Origin of the sequence: Chitinophaga sp. (assembly GCF_036569125.1) — a bacterium.
Classification (GTDB): Bacteria; Bacteroidota; Bacteroidia; order Chitinophagales; family Chitinophagaceae; genus Chitinophaga.
Window position 1 is genome coordinate 1 of sequence record NZ_DATCRF010000165.1, and the last position, 19273, is coordinate 19273.

Annotated in this window: 21 protein-coding genes and 1 pseudogene; 6 read left to right on the forward strand and 16 right to left on the reverse strand. The window is 47.8% G+C overall.

Annotated elements, in window-relative coordinates; translation table 11 throughout:
* A partial coding sequence (locus tag VIM87_RS05915) for a hypothetical protein (protein ID WP_331996087.1) occupies positions 1-205 on the forward strand: 205 nt, incomplete at its 5' end.
* 44 nt (positions 206-249) lie between these two features.
* Positions 250-1299 carry a glycosyltransferase family 1 protein gene (locus VIM87_RS05920; protein ID WP_331996088.1) on the forward strand — a complete coding sequence of 350 codons (1050 nt, stop codon included), beginning with the start codon at positions 250-252 and terminating at the stop codon, positions 1297-1299.
* Between the two features lies 1 nt (position 1300).
* On the opposite strand, the gene VIM87_RS05925 is transcribed toward VIM87_RS05920, so the two are convergent.
* Positions 1301-2176, reverse strand: a complete 876-nt coding sequence (locus VIM87_RS05925; RefSeq protein ID WP_331996089.1) for a glycosyltransferase family 2 protein — start codon at positions 2174-2176, stop codon at positions 1301-1303.
* Positions 2177-2233: 57 nt separating this feature from the next.
* Between VIM87_RS05925 and meaB the strand changes: the two genes are divergently transcribed.
* Entirely contained in the window at positions 2234-3124 is an 891-nt protein-coding gene (gene meaB / locus VIM87_RS05930) for a methylmalonyl Co-A mutase-associated GTPase MeaB (protein ID WP_331996090.1), read from the forward strand.
* Positions 3125-3163: 39 nt separating this feature from the next.
* On the opposite strand, the gene VIM87_RS05935 is transcribed toward meaB, so the two are convergent.
* Positions 3164-5041 (reverse strand): chloride channel protein, encoded by a 1878-nt coding sequence (locus VIM87_RS05935; protein ID WP_331996091.1) that lies wholly within the window; start codon positions 5039-5041, stop codon positions 3164-3166.
* 391 nt (positions 5042-5432) lie between these two features.
* Between VIM87_RS05935 and VIM87_RS05940 the strand changes: the two genes are divergently transcribed.
* From VIM87_RS05940 to VIM87_RS05950, 3 genes are all read left to right on the forward strand, one after another.
* On the forward strand, positions 5433-6014 hold the full coding sequence (locus VIM87_RS05940) for a protoglobin domain-containing protein (protein ID WP_331996092.1): 582 nt from the start codon (positions 5433-5435) through the stop codon (positions 6012-6014).
* A gap of 73 nt (positions 6015-6087) precedes the next feature.
* Positions 6088-6345 carry a DUF2024 family protein gene (locus VIM87_RS05945; protein WP_331996093.1) on the forward strand — a complete coding sequence of 86 codons (258 nt, stop codon included), beginning with the start codon at positions 6088-6090 and terminating at the stop codon, positions 6343-6345.
* Between the two features lie 76 nt (positions 6346-6421).
* Positions 6422-7036: a MarR family winged helix-turn-helix transcriptional regulator gene (locus tag VIM87_RS05950; RefSeq protein ID WP_331996094.1), complete on the forward strand. Its 615-nt coding sequence runs from the start codon at positions 6422-6424 to the stop codon at positions 7034-7036.
* A 179-nt stretch (positions 7037-7215) separates the two neighbouring features.
* Here VIM87_RS05950 and VIM87_RS05955 read toward each other — a convergent pair whose 3' ends face one another.
* The 14 genes and pseudogenes from VIM87_RS05955 to VIM87_RS06020 all read right to left on the reverse strand — a co-directional run.
* Positions 7216-7425 (reverse strand): hypothetical protein, encoded by a 210-nt coding sequence (locus VIM87_RS05955; RefSeq protein WP_089906718.1) that lies wholly within the window; start codon positions 7423-7425, stop codon positions 7216-7218.
* A 37-nt stretch (positions 7426-7462) separates the two neighbouring features.
* A complete protein-coding gene (locus VIM87_RS05960) occupies positions 7463-8035 on the reverse strand; it encodes a DUF420 domain-containing protein (RefSeq protein WP_331996095.1) in 573 nt (190 codons plus the stop codon).
* An 89-nt stretch (positions 8036-8124) separates the two neighbouring features.
* Positions 8125-8796 (reverse strand): SCO family protein, encoded by a 672-nt coding sequence (locus tag VIM87_RS05965; protein ID WP_331996096.1) that lies wholly within the window; start codon positions 8794-8796, stop codon positions 8125-8127.
* An 89-nt stretch (positions 8797-8885) separates the two neighbouring features.
* Positions 8886-9290, reverse strand: coding sequence for a cytochrome C oxidase subunit IV family protein (locus VIM87_RS05970; protein WP_331996097.1), 405 nt, complete (start codon positions 9288-9290; stop codon positions 8886-8888).
* 59 nt (positions 9291-9349) lie between these two features.
* Positions 9350-10024, reverse strand: a complete 675-nt coding sequence (locus VIM87_RS05975; protein ID WP_089906722.1) for a cytochrome c oxidase subunit 3 — start codon at positions 10022-10024, stop codon at positions 9350-9352.
* Positions 10025-10096: 72 nt separating this feature from the next.
* Positions 10097-10651 (reverse strand): cytochrome c oxidase subunit 3, encoded by a 555-nt coding sequence (locus VIM87_RS05980; RefSeq protein WP_238386482.1) that lies wholly within the window; start codon positions 10649-10651, stop codon positions 10097-10099.
* A gap of 24 nt (positions 10652-10675) precedes the next feature.
* Positions 10676-11551: a heme o synthase gene (gene cyoE, locus VIM87_RS05985; protein WP_331996098.1), complete on the reverse strand. Its 876-nt coding sequence runs from the start codon at positions 11549-11551 to the stop codon at positions 10676-10678.
* Between the two features lie 99 nt (positions 11552-11650).
* The gene (locus VIM87_RS05990) at positions 11651-13474 is read right to left on the reverse strand and encodes a cytochrome c oxidase subunit I (protein ID WP_331996099.1); all 1824 of its coding nucleotides are present in this window, start codon (positions 13472-13474) and stop codon (positions 11651-11653) included.
* Positions 13475-13540: 66 nt separating this feature from the next.
* Positions 13541-14518 (reverse strand): cytochrome c oxidase subunit II, encoded by a 978-nt coding sequence (locus VIM87_RS05995; protein ID WP_331996100.1) that lies wholly within the window; start codon positions 14516-14518, stop codon positions 13541-13543.
* A gap of 140 nt (positions 14519-14658) precedes the next feature.
* Complete coding sequence (locus VIM87_RS06000; RefSeq protein ID WP_331996101.1) at positions 14659-15867, reverse strand: quinol:cytochrome C oxidoreductase; 1209 nt, start codon at positions 15865-15867, stop codon at positions 14659-14661.
* A gap of 56 nt (positions 15868-15923) precedes the next feature.
* Positions 15924-16562 carry a cytochrome c gene (locus VIM87_RS06005; RefSeq protein ID WP_331996102.1) on the reverse strand — a complete coding sequence of 213 codons (639 nt, stop codon included), beginning with the start codon at positions 16560-16562 and terminating at the stop codon, positions 15924-15926.
* 38 nt (positions 16563-16600) lie between these two features.
* The gene (locus VIM87_RS06010; RefSeq protein WP_331996103.1) at positions 16601-17194 is read right to left on the reverse strand and encodes a DUF3341 domain-containing protein; all 594 of its coding nucleotides are present in this window, start codon (positions 17192-17194) and stop codon (positions 16601-16603) included.
* Positions 17195-17293: 99 nt separating this feature from the next.
* Positions 17294-18730, reverse strand: coding sequence for an NrfD/PsrC family molybdoenzyme membrane anchor subunit (nrfD, locus tag VIM87_RS06015; protein WP_331996104.1), 1437 nt, complete (start codon positions 18728-18730; stop codon positions 17294-17296).
* A gap of 153 nt (positions 18731-18883) precedes the next feature.
* A pseudogene (locus VIM87_RS06020) lies at positions 18884-19273 on the reverse strand ([Fe-S]-binding protein); the annotation flags it as partial.

Consider the following 19273-nt stretch of genomic DNA (forward strand, 5'->3'; position numbering starts at 1 on the left):
GTATTATTACTCGCTTATGTATTTTTTTTCAAAACATTTTTCCGCCCCCGCTTATCATGTATTGAAGTGGTGGTATTTCTTTAAACTATTGAAAAAGTGCTACAAAGGCGGTTTTTATGCGCGTATTGCGTGGATGATAGCGTTAAATGCACCTCCTTATTATTCGTTAAGATTTAAACAAAAAATACGCCTTGGTGGAACTTAAACGTTGAAAATTATATCTTCATTATTCAATAGCACAATACAATTATGCCTCTAATAGGGCTGGACCTGGAAAAACTAAAATATCCGCATAATGGGCTGTTTACAGTTTGCTGGCAGTTAGGCCAACGCCTGCCCGCGCTTTTGGAGCAGGATGAGGAGCTATTGTACTACCTGCCCGCCGGCTTTAAAGGGTTTGCGAATAATGTGTGCTATAAAGCATTATACTACCAGTGGTACCACCGCTATTTTTTTCACCCGCCCAAAACCGCCGTATGGCATGCGCTGCACCAGGATACCAATGTTTATCCCCGCAAACGTACAGGCAAGCTGGTGCTCACCATCCACGATCTTAATTTTTTACTGGACGAAAGAAAGGACGACCGCACCAAAACCCTGCTGCTGCGCCGTTTGCAGGAACAGGTAGATGAGGCGGACCGCATTGTTACTATTTCCCGGTTCACGTTTAATACCGTGCAGGAACATTTACGCGTGGCAAAAGAAAAATGCTGCATTATATACAACGGTGCCGATATAAAGGAATACCCCTCCTTTGACCAGCCCTGTTACCGGCCGGCGGCGCCCTTCCTGTTCTCCGTAGGGATGCTGATGCCCAAGAAGAATTTTCATGTGCTGCCTGCACTGCTGCAGCATAACCAGTACGAGCTGCTGATTGCCGGTGCGCCGCATGGCGACTATATTAAGAAGATCCAGGAAGAAGCCGCTTTGTTTGGCGTAAGCAACCGTGTAAAACTCTTAGGCCCCATCAGCAACCAGGATAAGTACTGGTACCTGAAGAACTGTTATGCATACGTGTTTCCCTCCATTACAGAAGGTTTTGGAATACCGCCTATTGAGGCTATGCAGTTTGGCAAGCCTGTCTTTTTGTCAGACAAAACCAGCCTGCCGGAAGTAGGGGGTGACCATGCTTATTACTTCCGCGATTTTGATCCCCGGCATATGCAGCAGGTGTTTGAAGAAGGGATGCACCAATATGCCACCCAACACCCGCAACAGGCCATCATAGCGCATGCGCACCAGTTTAACTGGGACCGTATGACCCGGGAATACCTGCACGTATACCGCAGCCTGTACTAAGCTATTTCAGTATTTTATAGTTCCGGTAATCAAACAGGCGTTTGCCGGTTTTCTGCTCAATCCAATACAACAGGGAGTCTTTAAAAGAAAAGCTTTTACGGCTAATGTCGCGCTCAAACTGCCAGTTACGCGCAGCTATGCGGCTTTGCATTACCTGCGGGTGGGCGCCTTTGAACAGGGCCAGGGAATCCACCATGCCGTAGTCAAATTCACCGGTTAACAAACGTTCCTGCAAGGCCTGCTCATTATTACCGTAATATAAGTGGTGAGAGTTATTTTGTTTTTGCGCCTGCAATGCGGGATCTTTTACCCAGCCATAGTGATAGATCTCCGCCTGCACCGGTTTTACCAGCAGCTTTTGCCCGTCCCTGCGAAAGCCCTGTGCATCATTATAAGAGCGGATCTGTTTATTATTACGGATCACACGGATCTCGTTTTTGTACCAGGTGCGTGAATCGCCTACATAATCATAGCTACCGTAAAAATGCACGTAGTTGAACAGCAATCCTTCAACCCGTTTATCGTCCTTGTATTGCTGCATGGCAGCACGTATGTTGTTATAGCCTTTTTCATGCACCACTTCATCGGCCTGTATGTAAAAAGCCCAGTCGGCATCAGCGCCCACAGCATCAAAAGCCTTGTTGGTTTCTACAGCCAGCACGCGCCCGCCTTCTTTCAGGGAATCGTCCCAAATGGTTTGTATAATGCGGATCTTGGGGGAGCCGATGGATTGAATAAGCTCCAGCGTATTATCATCAGAATTACCTACGCTTACCACCATCTCATCGCACAGGGGCAACACAGATTGTATGGAAGCCACCACCGGGTAATCATATTTTATGGCGTTACGTACAAAGGTAAATCCCGCTACTTTCATGTAATGATGATTAATGTGCCGGAGCGAAGGTATAAAGGAAATCTTTATTTTGCACCTATGTTGCACCATCCGGCAGAGATACCTGATCTGAAAACACTGGCCCGCCGCATTTCATTGGTAGAAAATGAAGCGCCGGGCTATACACAGCTGCTGGAACAACTGCCCCCCGGCAGCCCCACGCGGGTAATAGGCATCACCGGCCCGCCCGGCGCCGGCAAAAGCACGCTGGTGAATACGCTCATCCAAACGCTGGTGGATCAGCAAAAGCGGGTAGCTATTATTGCCGTGGACCCATCTTCCCCTTTTAACTTTGGCGCCCTGCTGGGCGACCGCATCCGCATGAGCCAGCACTTTAACAATGAGCAGGTGTTCATACGCTCGATGGCCAACCGGGGTGCATTAGGCGGCCTGAGCCCCAAGATCATTGAAGTAAGTGATATAATAAAAGCTGCAGGATTCGATTACCTGTTTATAGAAACAGTTGGCGTAGGCCAGAGTGAAGTGGATATTGCGGGCATTGCCACTACTACCGTTGTGGTGGTAGTACCGGAAGCAGGTGATGAGATACAAACGATGAAAGCCGGGCTGATGGAGATTGCCGACATATTTGTGGTGAACAAGGCGGACCGTGATAATGCAGATGCGTTTGTAAAAAACCTGCGCTTGTTATCTGCAGAACGGCACCATAACACAGGCTGGCAAATACCGGTGCTTAAAACCATTGCCACCCGCGATGAAGGCATCCAGGAATTGATACAAGCCATTGACCGGCACCAGCAACAAATGGATCATAAAGAGCGGCATGCCTTGCTGCTGGCGGAAAAGGCCTGGCAGCTGATCCAGCACCGGCGTATGCAGGATGTAAATAAAAAAGCGCTGCAGCAACAAATATTACGGGAGCTGGAAGAGGGTACGTTTAACCTGTATAAGCTGGTTAATAATTGGTAAAATGTGTGCCACACCTTAAAGGTGTGGCACACGTACATATTATCTTAACACGCCATTTTTGATCAGCACTTTCATTACCTGCCGTTTAATGGAAATATTGCGGCTGCTGGTTTCATCTGCATCTTTCGCGTGGTGGTAAGCGTTAAACACGGTACGGTAGCTGATCAACCCTGTCAGTATCTTATCAGGCCCACTGATCACCGGTAAAATATCCTGCTGGTGGCGGGCCATCAGGTCTACGGCAAAACGCAGGGAGCTATCTTCCTGCACCGTTACCATATTGGTATTGGTAACATAGGTAACAGAGGCATCTTCCGGCGTATCGGGCAGCAGCACATCTTCCATTTTAAGTATCCCTATCAGCTGCTGATGCGCATCTACCACCGGGTAGGCCAGCTCATAACCGCCCAGCTTATTTTCGTATAACCAGTTCCGTAGCTCGCCAATGGTATTCTCCTCGCTTATCATTACCAGGTTGTTCACCAGCGCTTCTTTTACCGGAATACCTTCCAGGGGATCCGGTTTGTAGGTATGCGGTGTGAGAATGCCGCGGCGGGCAATTTTCTCCGTCATAATGGTATTGCGCATCAGGAAAAAGGAAACGAAATAAGAAGCTACACAGGCGCCGATCAACGGCAGCAGGGTATCTCCATCACGGGTGGTTTCCAGCGCAAAAATAATAGAGGTAAGCAGCGCGCGGGTAGATCCCGCAAACATAGCCGCCATGCCTATTAAGGCTGCTACAGATATGTTGATAGCTACGTTGGGAAATACCATTTGCAGCATCAATGCAATGAATACGCCGCAAGCGCCGCCAATGGTAAGCAGGGGCGCCAGGGTACCACCGGAGGTACCGCTGCCTAAAGAAAAAGACCAGGATATAAACTTCAGCACGCCCAGCACAAACAACATGTGAAGGGTTACCTGACCGGTAAGCAAATTATTAATATTCACATACCCTACGCCTAAAGTGGCAGGTGCAAAATAACCTACTAACCCTACCACCAGGCCCCCAAAGGTGGGCCACCACATCCAGTGAATGGGCAGCTTTTCAAAACCATCTTCGATCGCATACACTGCCTTAGTAACCAATGCAGCCAGTAAGCCGATCACTATTCCAATAACGGAATAGGCCAGCAGCGCAGTATTGGTGGGCGCTGTAACATCCGGCATGGTAAACACCGGCGCACTGCCCCAGTATAAATGATGAAAGGCCGAACCGGTGATACAACCCAGTACAACCGGGATAATACTGCGGGGAGAAAATTCGAACAACAATAGCTCAACCGCCAGGATCATGGCCGCCAGCGGGCTGCCGAATATACAGCTCATACCGGCTGCAGCGCCGGCGGCCAGCAATATTTTACGCTCGTTGGCCGTGATCTTTAATAGCTGGCCAATAAAAGAACCCCAGGCGCCCCCGGTAGCAATAATAGGTCCTTCTGAACCAAAGGGACCACCGGTGCCGATGGAAATGGCGGCGGAAAGGGGCTTCAGGAAAGTGATAATAGGTTTAATACGGCTTTTATTCACCAGCACCTGTTCCATTGCCTCCGGTATGCCATGCCCGCGGATAGCGGCAGAACCATAACGCGCCATTAAGCCTACGATCACGGAGCCGATCACGGGTACAATTATTACCCAATAGCCCAGCTGGTTGTGCAGGGGAGTGCTTTCCTCTACAGAAAGCCGGCCATAGAACGAGAGGTTGGTGATAAAGTTAATGAGGAGTAACAGCAGCTTGGCAATTAAACTGATAATGGCCGCATTTGCCACGGTTAAGGCCGATAAATATAAAACCCTTTTAGGGTTGATCCCCGCGGGAGGCTGTGCCACATGAGCATCTGCCAGCGCAGGGTCCATAGAGGGAGATACCGGAATACCACTCCGGTTAAGCGTAAAAAAAATGTTCTTCATGGTCAATGATCTCGTAATATAGTTTGTATCAGAAAGCGCGGGTACATCTGTAAGTGACTTCAAAACTATATACTGGTCACCACAACCGCAAATAAAATGGGCTTGCCGGCAGTATTATATATAAATAATCAGCATTATGTATCCGGCATTTGTCGTGAAATAGGTGTCAAAATGAGTTAATGAATTGTTAAGCGAAATGCATAGCTAGATTGGACAACTACTGCGGTATTCATTATTATAAACTGTATATAAATTGATTTTACATACGATAAAAGCTGAATACAATGAAATTAACGCGGTGAACGAAATGTTAAAGATTTTGTTAGTTAGGAGCCCTTATTATATTTGTAAGGTACGAAACTGGGTTACGACCCCACCTAAAAATACATCTATGATAAATGGCAAGCGTTATGAAAGTACGTCGGCCGGTATTACCTCATCCACTTTGAGTTTACGGGAGCTAGTTTTAATAAAACGTATGTTACTGTTTACCCGTGAAGATGAACGGTATTTACAAATGGCCGGTGAAATACTTTCCGATCAATCAGAAACAATACTGGACATTTGGTACGATCACATGGTTGCCAACGATTACCTGGCCCATTATTTTACCCGCGATGGTAAGCCGGATGCCGAATACCTGCGTACCTTGCGGCCCCGTTTCGGCAGCTGGATCCGCCAATTATGCCAGCGGCCTGCCGATAATCCCTGGGCCCAGCTTGAACAGGCTATTGCGCAACGCTACCAGGACCAGGCGGTACCTACCCCGCAAATGCCCGACCTGCCGGCTGTTTTTTTACGCTACATGGTCACCTTTATTTACCCGGTCACCAATGCTATCCGCCCTTTCCTGAGTAAGAACGGCCACCGGCCCGAGGAAATTGAAAAAATGCACCAGGCCTGGTTTAAAGCCGTAAGCCTGAGCGTAATCCTGTGGACGTATCCAGATCCCGTTGCACAACAGCCCTGCTAATACTCCTTCCTTATTTACCCGTATCAACTTATTGAAATCCTGCTGAAAACTATTTGAACCATAACCATAAACTATGGAAGTTGCTGTTTTTGACACCTATGTAAAGAAGAAGAACGGCGGATACATGCATTTTGATATTATTGTTGCTGCCGGTACACACTATGATCACGTGCTTACTTTTGGTAAAGCTTACCTGCAATCCAAACAACGCGCTTCTCCACACATCACTACCCGGGACTGCCGTTTCTGCCACCTGGAAGAGGTAATACCGGTATGGGAAAAAACAATTGCCCGGCAGGGATATTACATTCATGAAATTGAAGGCTGTTAGTAATATATTGATTGTATTTTCCACGATCCAAAATTTCTGTATATTAGCCGGTTACAAAAAGTAAGCAGGAAGCAGGATGGGGAAAACTTCAATTTTCAGCCCCGAACAACAAGCCGGAAATTTATCCAGTAAGGTGGTAGCCGCTTTAGAACGACTATCAGCCACCTTTCGTGTATTGCTATGGAATGAAGCCAAGCAGTATGGACTAAGCCCTATACAGGTACAGCTCCTCATATTCTTACTTTACTATCCTGAAGGAAAAAGAACGGTAACGCACCTGGCGCATTATTTCAACATGACCAAGGCTACCATCAGCGATGCCATAAAATCGCTGGAAAGCAAACAATTGCTTACCCGTAAAATTACGGAAGGCGATTCCCGCAGCCATAGCCTGCACCTGAGCAAAGAAGGCAAGGTCATGGCCCGGAAGGTGGAGCGCTTTGCCAATCCCATGCTGGATGTTGTAAGCCAGTTTACGGATGATGACCAGGCCGCCCTGCTGGAAAAACTGCTGCAGACCATTTACAAGCTGAACCAGGTGGAAGTGATCACCCCGCAGACCATGTGCCTGAACTGCCGGTTCTATACCCAAAAGAACGGCGGCCATTATTGCAACCTGGTAAAGTCTCCGCTAAAATCCGGGGATCTGAGGTTGGATTGCCCGGAGTTTCAGTTTCCTCCGGAGGAGTAATTAATAATTAAGAATGAATAATTAATAATCGCGGGGAGAGAGTGCGGGTAATGTTACTAAGTTTATGGGACCGTTAATGAAAATGGTATAAGTGGTGTAAGAGAATGGGACTAAGGCTAAGTGCGGGCTAATTAATAATCAGGAATGAAGCACTATAACAGAGGGTGAGGGTGACTTAATTATTCATTAGTACGGTTGCTGCGCCACCAGCGGTAACCTAAAATACCGATAATAAGTAAGGGCGTTAAGGCCAGGTAAAGAATACCGTTGTTTAACCCTTTGGCAGGGCCTTCTCCCAGCTGCTGTGCGGTTTTGGTACAAAGAGAGCACTGCGCCATAGCCTGCACGCTGCACAATAATATCATTAAAAATAATCCAAGCTGCTTCATGTGTGTCCTTTAAAGTGCGGTTACAAAGTTACGCCCATTAATAATACGGGGAGATCATTATATACACCACTACACCGGTTACGGATACATAAAACCAAATAGGCCAGGTTATACGGGCTATTTTCTTATGTTTCACAAAATCAGATTGCAGGCCGCGCAGTAAGGTGAACAATACCAGTGGTACAATTACGGCCGCCAGCACAATATGGGTAAGCAGAATAAAGTAGTAAAAATAACGGCTGCCTCCCACAGCTGCCTTTTCCACAGCATCTACCACACCATTATGATCGCTGTCGCCAAACTTAGTGCTTTCGGTAAAAAAGTGGTATGTAACGTACGATATCAGGAAGATGGCACTAAGTACCACCGCGGTTAGATTAGCGGCTTTATGCGCTTTAATATGCCCATTCTTGATGAAATACAGGCTGGCCAGCAGCAGCACCGCAGTAGTGGAATTTAAAATGGCATGGAATAAGGGCAGCAGCTGCACATTAAACCCTGCTTCCATATGCGGGCGGGGCAGGTAAAAGAGGATGGCCACCAACACCGGTATTACGATGGATATGATGGTTATAGGGAGGTTAAGGTTCTTGTTCTTAAGACTACTCATTTCGATTTACGATTTTAGATTTACGATTTTGGATCTTTTAAGCGAACTGCGGCATGAGATCTAAAATCGTAAACCGTACATCTAAAATATCACTTCACCGATTCAGTACCTGCAAACAACCGCTTCCAGAAGGGCGGCCGGTTACGGTCTTTCTCTAAATGCAATACGGCAATATCATTGGCGCACTGGCGGATGGCATTGCTATCCAGCCCATTGTAATAACCGCGGATATGGCCGTTCTTATCTATCAGCACCAGCTTTTCCGTATGAATAAAATCATCCGGGCCACCGCTGCCTTCTGTTACCGATACAAAAAAATCATGACGGGCCAGGTCGTAGATCTCTTTTTTAGGCCCCGTCAGCAGCCACCAGTTATCCGGGTTAATACCGTTCTTATTTGCATACCAGCGCAGGCGTTCGGATGAATCGCGTTCCGGGTCTACAGAAAAAGAGAGGAGCTGCAGCAGCGTATCGTTCTTCACGTACGCTTCCTGTATTTTCTTCAGATTTTTAGTAAGGGTGGGGCAAATGCTGGTACAGGAAGTAAAAAAGAAATCAACCAGCACCACTTTACCGGGCAGGTTCTTGAGGCCTACCTGCTGGCCTAACTGGTTGGTAAGGGTAAAATCGCGGATGGTGTGAAACACGGTGTCGTAGCTGGTTTTACCATCCTTCACCACAGTGTCCACCCTTTCCGGAATGTAAAAACGTGGTACAGGTACCACGTTCTTACCATAATGATCTACTATCAGGTACCCCACAAGCGGCAACAAAATTGCCAACATTAATCCTATAACTGCCCTGCGTTTAATAACATGTCGTTTTATAAATCCAAAACGCGTTGTGTCTTTTAATGATGTCCTTCCTCAGTATGCACCGCAGGTAATTCCTGACGGGGTGCACCGGGAGCAAGGTCCTTACGCATGTTCTTCCAGGAATCACCATCTGCCAGGAAGGCGATAATGAACCATACGAACAGCATCAAAGGTATCAGGATGGTCAGGATCAGGTTCTTGATCTCATGACGCAAGTGCATAAATTCAGCTACAATGAAAAAGGCCTTTACAACGGTTAAGCCTACGAATATAGCATTCAGCACCAGGCGGCTTGGGAAGCCGGTTTCCAGGTGTAAGAAAGCCAGCGCTACTTCCACTACAGTCACACACAATAAGATCCAGAACGTTTTCCAGATGGTTTTCGTGGAGCCTTCGTGCTCCTGGTGCTCATGCCCTTCTACTGTATGTGTATGTTCCATTATCAATAATTTTTTAAGATTCTAATTTAAAATAACAACTTCCATTCCCTTTGCCGCGATCACAGCAGGTAAAAACAGGTGAACACAAATACCCAAACCAGGTCTACAAAGTGCCAGTACAAACCTACTTTCTCGATCATTTCATAGTGTCCGCGCTGCTCGTAGGTACCTTTCAGTACGTTGGCCAGGATCACAATGTTCAGCACCACGCCGGAAGTTACGTGCAGGCCGTGGAAACCGGTAATGGTAAAGAAGAAGTTAGTAAAGTTGGTAGAAGCTACCGTACCATTCACATTAGAGAACGGATTGCGGCCCCACCAGGCGCCTTCATGGAAAAGGTGTGTCCATTCCCAGGCCTGGCAAGACAGGAAGGCAATACCGCCAATGATGGTCCAGATGAGCCATTTGGCCACATCTTTCTGGTTCCTGTGGTGACCGGCATGTACAGCTAATACCATGGTCACAGAACTCATAATGAGGATGAAGGTCATTAAGCTCACAAATACCAATGGCATGTGTGCATGCCCCATCAGCGGGAATGAGCGGAAAACCTCGTTAGGATCAGGCCAGGAGGTGCTCATGAAGCGGATAGTACCGTATGAGATCAGTAATGCGCCAAAAGTAAAAGCATCTGACATCAGGAAGTACCACATCATCAACTTTCCATAGCTCACATTAAAGGGAGAATATCCTCCGCCCCACCATTTTTTCTTCGCTGTAACTGCTGTATCCATTTTTAATTTAATTCGTTGTTATTTATTTCGGCGTTTTATGTCTTTATTCAATTGTTTGAATGAACCTTCGTTTTACCTGGCTATGCTTAAAAACACCAGGAGGTAGATCCACAACACATCTACAAAATGCCAGTAGAGCGATGCGACCTCAATAGGTACGGCGCTGTATACACGCACCCTTGTTCTGTAAGCCCTGGCAAACATGATCAGCAGGGCTACCACACCTCCCAGCACGTGCAGCATATGCATGCCTACGATCACGTAAATAAAGGAGGCCGATACGGGCCCGCTCAACGGTAAGCCGCGCTGGCTCAGCTGCGAAAAACCGAGGCACTGACATGCCGCAAATACCACACCCAAAGCCGCTGTAAGGGTTATGAGCTGCTTGTAGCGCTGCATATTCCTTTGCTTGAACTGCTTCACGGCTAACTGGATGGTTCCACTGCTGATGAGTATCACCGCGGTAGAGATCCAGAAGATGTGGGGTAAATCAAAGACCTGCCAGTTCGCCTGTGCCCGTTTTACAACATAGGCACTGGTAAAACCTATGAACATCATGGTTATGCTGCCCATAGCTATCCACAGGGAATATTTATGCGGATGTATTTTCTTTCTTTGTACACTCATTGCCTGCATCACGCTCTTTTCAATTTATACTTTATCAGCCAGCAACGCCAGCTGTACTATTACCAGGTAAATATAAGAACCAAACATCAGCTTACGGGCAGCAGGCACATCACATTTCCGGTACAGCGTAACTGCGCGGTACAGGTAAAAAATGCCGGCCAGTATGCAAATGATGGCAGAGATGCTACCGCTGATCTTTAACAGGTAAGGCGCCAGGCCTGCCGGTATCAGTAACAGCGCATAAGTAGCGGACTGCAATGCCGTCATTTTATTCGGGCCGCCTGCAGCTGGTAACAGCTTAAAGCCTGCTTTGGTATAGTCCTGGTGCGCTATCCAGGCAATAGCCCAGAAGTGCGGGAACTGCCACAGGAACTGGATGGCGAATAAGGACCAGCCTCCTTCGCTCAGCTGGTTAGCGCCGGCTGCCCACCCGATCAACGGGGGCAAGGCGCCGGGAATAGCGCCTACCAGTACGGCCAGCGAATTCCATTTTTTCCAGGGCGTATATACAAAACCGTATAATACCAGGGATATCAGGCTTAAAACAGCGCTCAGCCAGTTAAAGCTATAGGCCATAATGCCAATACCCGCTAAACCGGTAACCACAGCTACCACGGAGGCCTCTGTTTCAGAGAGCCGGCCGGCCGGTAAAGGGCGGTTAGCGGTACGGGCCATCAGCTTATCCGTATTCTTTTCCCACACCTGGTTAATAGTGTTGGCCGAACCGGATACCAAAAGGCCGCCTGCAAATAATAAAAGAACTTTTACCAGGTTAAACTCCACTCCCGGCACCAGCAGGTAACCTACCACACAGGAAAATACAACCATGAACGTGAGGTTGAACTTCATGAGCTGGAAGTAATCCTTCGCCTTGCTGGCTACTGCATACGATAACGACAATTTTATGGAGTTTTCTTGCAACACTTATTCTTGCTTTTAGCTTTTGGCTATTAGCTGTTAGCTGCTAAAAGCTAATGGCTAACAGCTAACAGCTGTTTATCAATGCGCTGTTTCGTCAGGGCCCAACGGCACGGTTTGCGGAATAAAGTCTTTTCCGTCCTTGCTGTAGTCATACGCCCAACGGTGTACTTCCGGAATTTCACCAGGCCAGTTGCCATGCCCCGGATGTATGGGGGTGGTCCATTCCAGTGTAGTTGCATCCCAGGGGTTGGTAGTGGTTAGCTTACGGCCCTTGAAAATGCTGTAGAAGAAGTTGAACACAAACAGCAGCTGCGTAGCAAACACAATGAATACCACGATACTGATAAACTTATTCAGCTCTGCAAACTGTTTGAAAGATTCCCAGTTGGAGTAATCATAATACCTTCTGGGCATACCGGCCATACCTTCATAGTGCATGGGCCAGAAGATGCAGTAAGCGCCTACCAGTGTGATCCAGAAGTGAATGTAACCCAGCGTACCGTTCAGGTAGCGGCCATACATTTTCGGGAACCAATGGTAAATACCGGCAAACATACCAAAGAAGGCAGATACACCCATTACTATATGGAAGTGCGCGATCACGAAGTACGTATCGTGCAGGTGAATATCAATGGAAGAGTTACCCAGCCAGATACCGGTTAAACCGCCGGAGATAAAGGTGCTCACAAAACCGATGGAGAACAGCGCACCCGGGGTGAACCGTATGCTGCCTTTCCAGATGGTGGTGAGCCAGTTAAATACCTTGATGGCCGATGGCACGGCTATGAGTAAGGTTAAGAGTACGAAGAACGCGCCCAGGAAGGGATTCAAACCTGTTACGAACATGTGGTGCGCCCATACCAGGAAGGCCAGGATCGCAATGGCGAACAGGGAGCCGATCATTGCCAGGTAACCAAAGATAGGTTTACGGGAATTAATGGCCAGTACTTCAGATACCATACCCATTGCAGGCAGGATGATGATGTACACTTCCGGGTGACCCAGGAACCAGAACAAGTGCTGGTACAGGATGGCGCTACCGCCTTCGTTAGACAGGGCTTTACCGGCTACAAACAGCTCGCTCAGGTAAAAGCTGGTGCCTGCATGACGGTCAAACAGCAGCAGGATGAAACCTGACAGCAGTACCGGGAAGGATAATACGCCCAGGATAGCGGTGAAGAAGAATGCCCAGATAGTCAGCGGCAGCTTCGTCATGCTCATACCTTTGGTACGCATATTCAGAATGGTGGAAATATAGTTCAGGCCACCCAGCAGCTGCGATACTACGAACAGCGCCATGCTGGTTAACCAAAGATCCATACCTATTTTAGAACCGATAGAAGCATCGCCCAGGGCGCTCAGCGGGGGGTAAGATGTCCAGCCGCCGGAAGCAGGTCCTGTTTGTACGAACAGGGAGCAGGTCATTACAATGCTGGCCAGGAAGAAGAACCAGTAGCTCAGCATGTTCATGAAGGGAGAAGCCATATCGCGTGCACCTACCTGCAGGGGTATCAGCAGGTTGGAGAAAGTACCGGACAAACCTGCCGTCAATACAAAGAATACCAGGATGGTGCCGTGCATGGTTACCAGGGCGTAGTAGGCCTCCGGTGTAATGCGGCCGCCTTTAGCCCAATGACCCAGGATAGATTCCAGGAAAGGGAAAGTGGAGTCGGGAAAAGCCAGCTGTAAGCGGAACAATACTGAAAAGCCAGCGCCTACGATCGCCCAGATGATACCGGTGATCAGGAATTGCTTGGCAATCATTTTATGATCCATGCTGAAAACATACTTCGATATGAAGCTGTCTTCATGATGATGTTCATCATGCCCGTTGCCATGGTCATGCGCCGCTGCGCCGTGCGTTACCTCATGATGACTGTGCAGGGTTGCTTCGTTACTCATAATCGGATCTATTTGGAAGTATCTTACTGTTATGTCTTAAATAATGCTGTTCACAAATTTAGCGAATTATAATGCCGCTACTGCTTTCTGGGTGCTGTCCTTAGACGGCTCAGCGGGAGCAACAGGCTGTGCCGGCTTACCGGAACCTTCTGCTTCATGCGCCAGCGCATACTGTGATTTCTGCTTGGCTACCCAGGCATCAAATTCCTGTTGGGTTTCTACTACAATGTTGGCTTTCATGGAGTAGTGACCGGCGCCGCACATCTGGTCGCAGGAAATTTCGTATACAAAATCAGGGTTACCGGTTTTGTCTTTCATCTGCGTAGTAGTGAACTTAGGCGTAAACCACAGGGTGGTAGGGATACCGGGCACCGCATCCATTTTCAGGCGGAAGTGAGATAAACCTACGTCATGCACCACATCGCGGGAGCCAATGATCAGCTTTACCGGCTTACCTACTACCAGGTGCATTTCAGTGGCCATGAAATCATCTTTATTCAGGTTATCATCCCAATCCTGGCCAACCGGGTTGGTAGCATCATTAATATTCTTGAAGAATTTGCTGCCCAGCTGCCCGTCTTTACCGGGGTAGCGGATCAGCCAGTTAAACTGCTTGCCGGTAATTTCTACCACCATAGCATCTTTAGGCGCTTCGGAGGTAATGGCGAACCAGTGGCGCAAACCAATGGCCACCAGTATGGTGAGCGCAATGGCAGGGATCACGGTCCAGATCACTTCCAGCTTGTTATTGTGCGGGAAATAAAAGGCAGCCTGGCCTTCTTTCTCCTGGTATTTGAATGCGAACCAGAACAGCAGTATCTGCGTAATTACAAATACTATCCCGGTAATTACCAGGGTCCACATGATCATGTTATCAATGGAATCGCCCTGTTCGGATGCTGCTTCGCCCAATATCTTACCTTTCAACAGCTCATTGCAGTAATATACGCCAATGAGTCCCAGCACCAGGAAAGCGATCAGCAAAAAGCCGTTAATGCGGTTATTCTGCTGGCGGGCCTTCTTTTCTCCCTTCAAAATGGACACATATTCGCTCGCCTTCGCAATCTGGAAGATGACTATGAATATGAGCACAACAACTAAGACTGCTAAAAAACCTGACATTGCTATTTGAAATAATTAAGTTATCTAATGCTTTTCGTTGTTACTAGGTTCACTTCCTTTGATCAGGTGTGGTGTATGATACTTTCCTTCAGATAAGGATGGTTCCTGGGCGCCAGCGGTGCTTTTGTCAGCTGGTTAGCAACTAAAAATATCAGCAGCCCCACAAAACCCAGGCCTAATCCCAGCTCATACCAGGGGAAGTTCAGCTCATGAACGGAACCCGGCATTACCATCTGGAAAAAGTCCAGCCAGTGACCAAAGATGATCAGGATGGCAATATAGGTTACTGCAGTATAGTTACGCTTGGTATCGCGTTTCATTAACAGCAGCAACGGCAAAATAAAGTTGATGATCAGGTTCAGGAAAAACACCGGGCGCCATTCACCCCAAACGCGGGGTTTAAAGTATTCGGTTTCTTCCGGCATGTTGGCATACCATATCAGCATATACTGTGAGAACCACAGGTAAGTCCAGAAGATGCTGAACGCAAACATGAATTTACCCAGGTCATGCAAATGCTCTTCATTTACATAGGAAAGGTAACCGTTCCTTTTCAGGTAGATCACAAATAATGCGATCAGTGACAGGCCGGATACCCAGGTGCTGGCAAAAGTGTACCAGCTGTACATGGTAGAGAACCAGTGAGGATCAATGCTCATCAGCCACAGCCAGGGAGTGGTAGAACCTACGCTCAGCGCATAGATCACAATAAAACCACCACACCAGAACGAATTCCTCCACAGGATACGGCGGCCGGTTTCAGGGCTCAGATCCCAGGTATCTTCTTCCAGTGACATATTGCGCAGCTTGATGGTAAAGAAGATCCACAAACCGATGGTAATAACAGTAGCAGTGGTAAAGAATGTGTTACCCAGGAAGGCAGATTTGCCGTTCAGGATAGGATCATGCTTTACATGTTCAGCATTCACCCAGTGATACACACCGTCTTTATGTCCGAAAACCAATATCATTAATACTATGAACAGGATACCACCCAGTACAGGTACTGCCATGGAAATAGCTTCCGGTACACGGCGAAAAGCTATCTGCCAGCCGCCATGCGCCAGGGTTGTAGCGCCAATAAAGAAAGTACTTGCCAGTGCCACCAGCAGAAAGAAGGTACTGTTCTGTAAAATGCCTGCCCAAAAACGGGTAGCGCCATGCTCGCCTCCAAGGGCCACTAATCCGATCAATAAAGTGAGTACGCCAATGCCCATTAACACGAAGCTGGTCGTTTTTAATTTTGCCGGTACTACAAATTGGTCCTTCATTTGAAAATTTTTATTCGAGTCACTATATCTTTTACTTCCTTAGGGTAGTTCTGATCTTATTTCTTTTTGCCGGTGCTGTCTATTGCAGGTGCAGCAGCGCCTGCGGCCGGGGCAGCAGTAGCAGTATCTGCAGCCGGTTTGGAACCGCCGGGTTGCATGGTTTTAATGTAAGCGGCTATTTTCCAGCGCTGCTCACGATCCAGCTGGCTGGCGTAGCTACCCATGGCATTATAACCATAGGTCATTACGTGGAACAGGCGGCCTTCCGAGTAAGTGCTTTTAGGACCGCTTACCAGGTTAGCAGGTGCTGCCGGGTAAGGACCGTCGCCGCCTTTGTACAGGGGGCCATTGCCATCCAGGGCAGTACCATGGCAAATACCGCAATAGATATTAAATAAACGTTTTCCTTCCTCCACATCTGCTTTACCGATCACCAGCGGATTCTTTACCAGGTTAGCCTGGGCCGTATCTTCTGCTTTCAGGTGATAGGGCAGCAGCTCGCCTCTTTTCACAGTACCATCTACCGGTTTCATGCTGGCTACACGCTCGTTGTAGAACTCATACGCACGGGATTCATACATATCTGGCATATAGATCCTGCCGGGCTTTCTGTGATGTTCTCCTGTATTACAGGCCGCCAGCAAAGCTCCGCCTGCCAAAGCAGCTACTACTAATATGTTGGAAGTCCTTTTCATTTATATAAAATTCTTCGTCTTTTCTGTTAAGTCGTTAATTATGCATTCAAAGGTGCCGGCTGCTCAGCGTACAAACGGTCTTCACGGTCAAAGCGACCATACCACCAGCCTGGTTCAGCAATTTGCTCATTGATCTCATCAGCGCCTACGCTGGCCAGGAAATCTTTAATTTCTCCTGCACCGCTTTTGCCGGTTACTTCAATAACCATTACAAACTTATCATCGGTTTGTCTTGGATGAAAGATATGTTTCTTTACAAAAGGCATCAGCTGACACAGGTAGCAAAAGGTCATCACCATGCCTACTGCAGAGAATAATACTGTTAGCTCAAAGGTAATGGGTATAAAAGCCGGCAACGGAAAGTGCGGCTTACCGCCTATGTTCAACGGCCAGTCTGAGGTAAACACCCAGCTCATAAAAGATAATGCTGTAGTGGTACCGGTAATACCGTATACAAAACCGGCCGTGTGCAGGCTGGTTTCGCGCAGGCCCATGGCATGGTCCAGGCCATGCACCGGGAACGGCGTGTAAACATCATGGATCTTGTACCCTGCGGCACGTACTTTCTTTACTGCCGGAAACAACACCGCCTCTTCTCCAAAACAACCTACAACAAATTTTTTTGCAGCCATAACTATTACAAAGTTCAAAAATTAGATAATGTTAGTTGCCAGTCTGCAGTTGCCAGTTGACAGTTACTGCAAACTACCAACTGTGAACTGCCAACTATCTTAGTGCGCATGCTCCAGGTCGTGCGCAAATTTTTCTGCGCTTTCCTGATCGTACTTCGTCATATCATTCTTAAAGCTTTCGCCGGATGTTTTCAGCACATGCTTGATCTCCGCAACAGCAATTACCGGGAAGTATTTGGCAAACAGGAAGTAGCAGGTAAAGAACAGGCCAAAGGTACCCATGTAAAAACCAACTTCAGGCCAGGCCGGACGGTAATACACCCAGCTGGAAGGCAGGTAATCGCGGTACAGAGAGGTACAGATGATCACAAAACGTTCGAACCACATACCAATGTTCACAATGATGGACATAATGAAAGATACCATGATGTTCCTTCTCATTTTACGGAACCAGAACACCTGCGGCGTAATTACGTTACAGGTCATCATGATCCAGTATGACCAGCCCAGCGGACCTGCAGCACGGTATTTATAGAATTCTGCAAATTCGTATTGAGATCCGGAATACCACGCCATAAACAGTTCTGTCAGGTAGGCGCAACCTACAATGGAACCGGTTAATACAATTACCCTGTTCATGGCATCCAGGTGCCCGATGGTAATGTAATCTTCCAGGTGTAATATTTTACGGGTAATGATCAGCAGTGTATTTACCATCGCAAAGCCGGAGAAGATAGCACCTGCCACAAAGTAGGGCGGGAAAATGGTGGTATGCCAGCCGGGTATTACGGAAGTAGCAAAGTCAAAAGATACGATGGTGTGTACGGAAAGTACCAGCGGAGTAGATAAACCGGCCAGCACCAGTGATAAGGATTCATGACGCTGCCAGTGTTTGGTGGAACCGGTCCAGCCGAAAGAGGCAACACCATACAGCAGCTTACGCAGCTTGGTTTTAGCGCGGTCACGTACCGTAGCAAAGTCGGGCAGCAGACCGGAGTACCAGAACAGCAGTGATACGGTGAAGTAGGTAGAGATCGCGAACACGTCCCACAGCAGCGGGGAGTTAAAGTTCACCCACAGCGGACCGCGTGTGTTAGGATAAGGCAGTACAAAGAAGGCCATCCAAACACGACCCATGTGGAAGATCGGGAACTGACCGGCGCACATTACCGCAAAGATGGTCATGGCTTCTGCCGCACGGTTCACCCCTGTACGCCATCCCTGACGGAACAGCAACAGGATGGCGGAGATCAGCGTACCGGCGTGACCGATACCTACCCACCATACGAAGTTGGTAATATCCCAACCCCAACCTACGGTTTTGTTCAGATTCCACACCCCGGTACCGAAGTACACTTCCCAGGTTACAGAAAACACCCCAAACGCTAACAATGAGAGCGATATAAAGAAACCAACATACCACAGCTTACCCGGTTTGGCTTCAATGGGGCCGATGATATCTTCCGTTACCTTATGATAATCCTTTACCCCATCAACTAAAGGTTCTCTCAGTGTGGATTCGTACTTTAAATGCATAGTTCGTAAAGCTTTTAGCTGTTAGTTGCTGGCTAGCAGCCCTTGTCTTTGTTATGATCTCTGATTCTTTATCTCACAATTTTCCGTCTTTTTCAACGGACCCGATGAATCTCCTTCACCGGTTTCTGCTTACTTCCTTACCGGATCCCGGTTTTAGTGATGCGCAGCTTCTTCGTGCTGACCTTCAGCTTTCGGAGCGGCATCTTTATTCCTGATCTTAGCAAGATAGTTAACGGAAGGCAGCGTATGGGTTTCTTCCAGTACGTAGAACAGCCTTTCGGTTTGCTCTTCGTTACGGATCTTGAATACGCGGCTTTCTTTATCATTTACGTTACCGAATACGATAGCGTCTGCGGCACAAGCTTGCTGACAAGCGGTCTTAGCTTCACCATCCTTTACAGGGCGGCCTTCTTTCTTCGCAGTCAGTTTAGCGTCCTGCAGGCGTTGTACGCAGAAGGTACATTTTTCCATCACACCGCGGCTGCGTACTACCACATCGGGGTTCAGCACCATACGGGTCTGGTTATCGTTCATATCAGATAC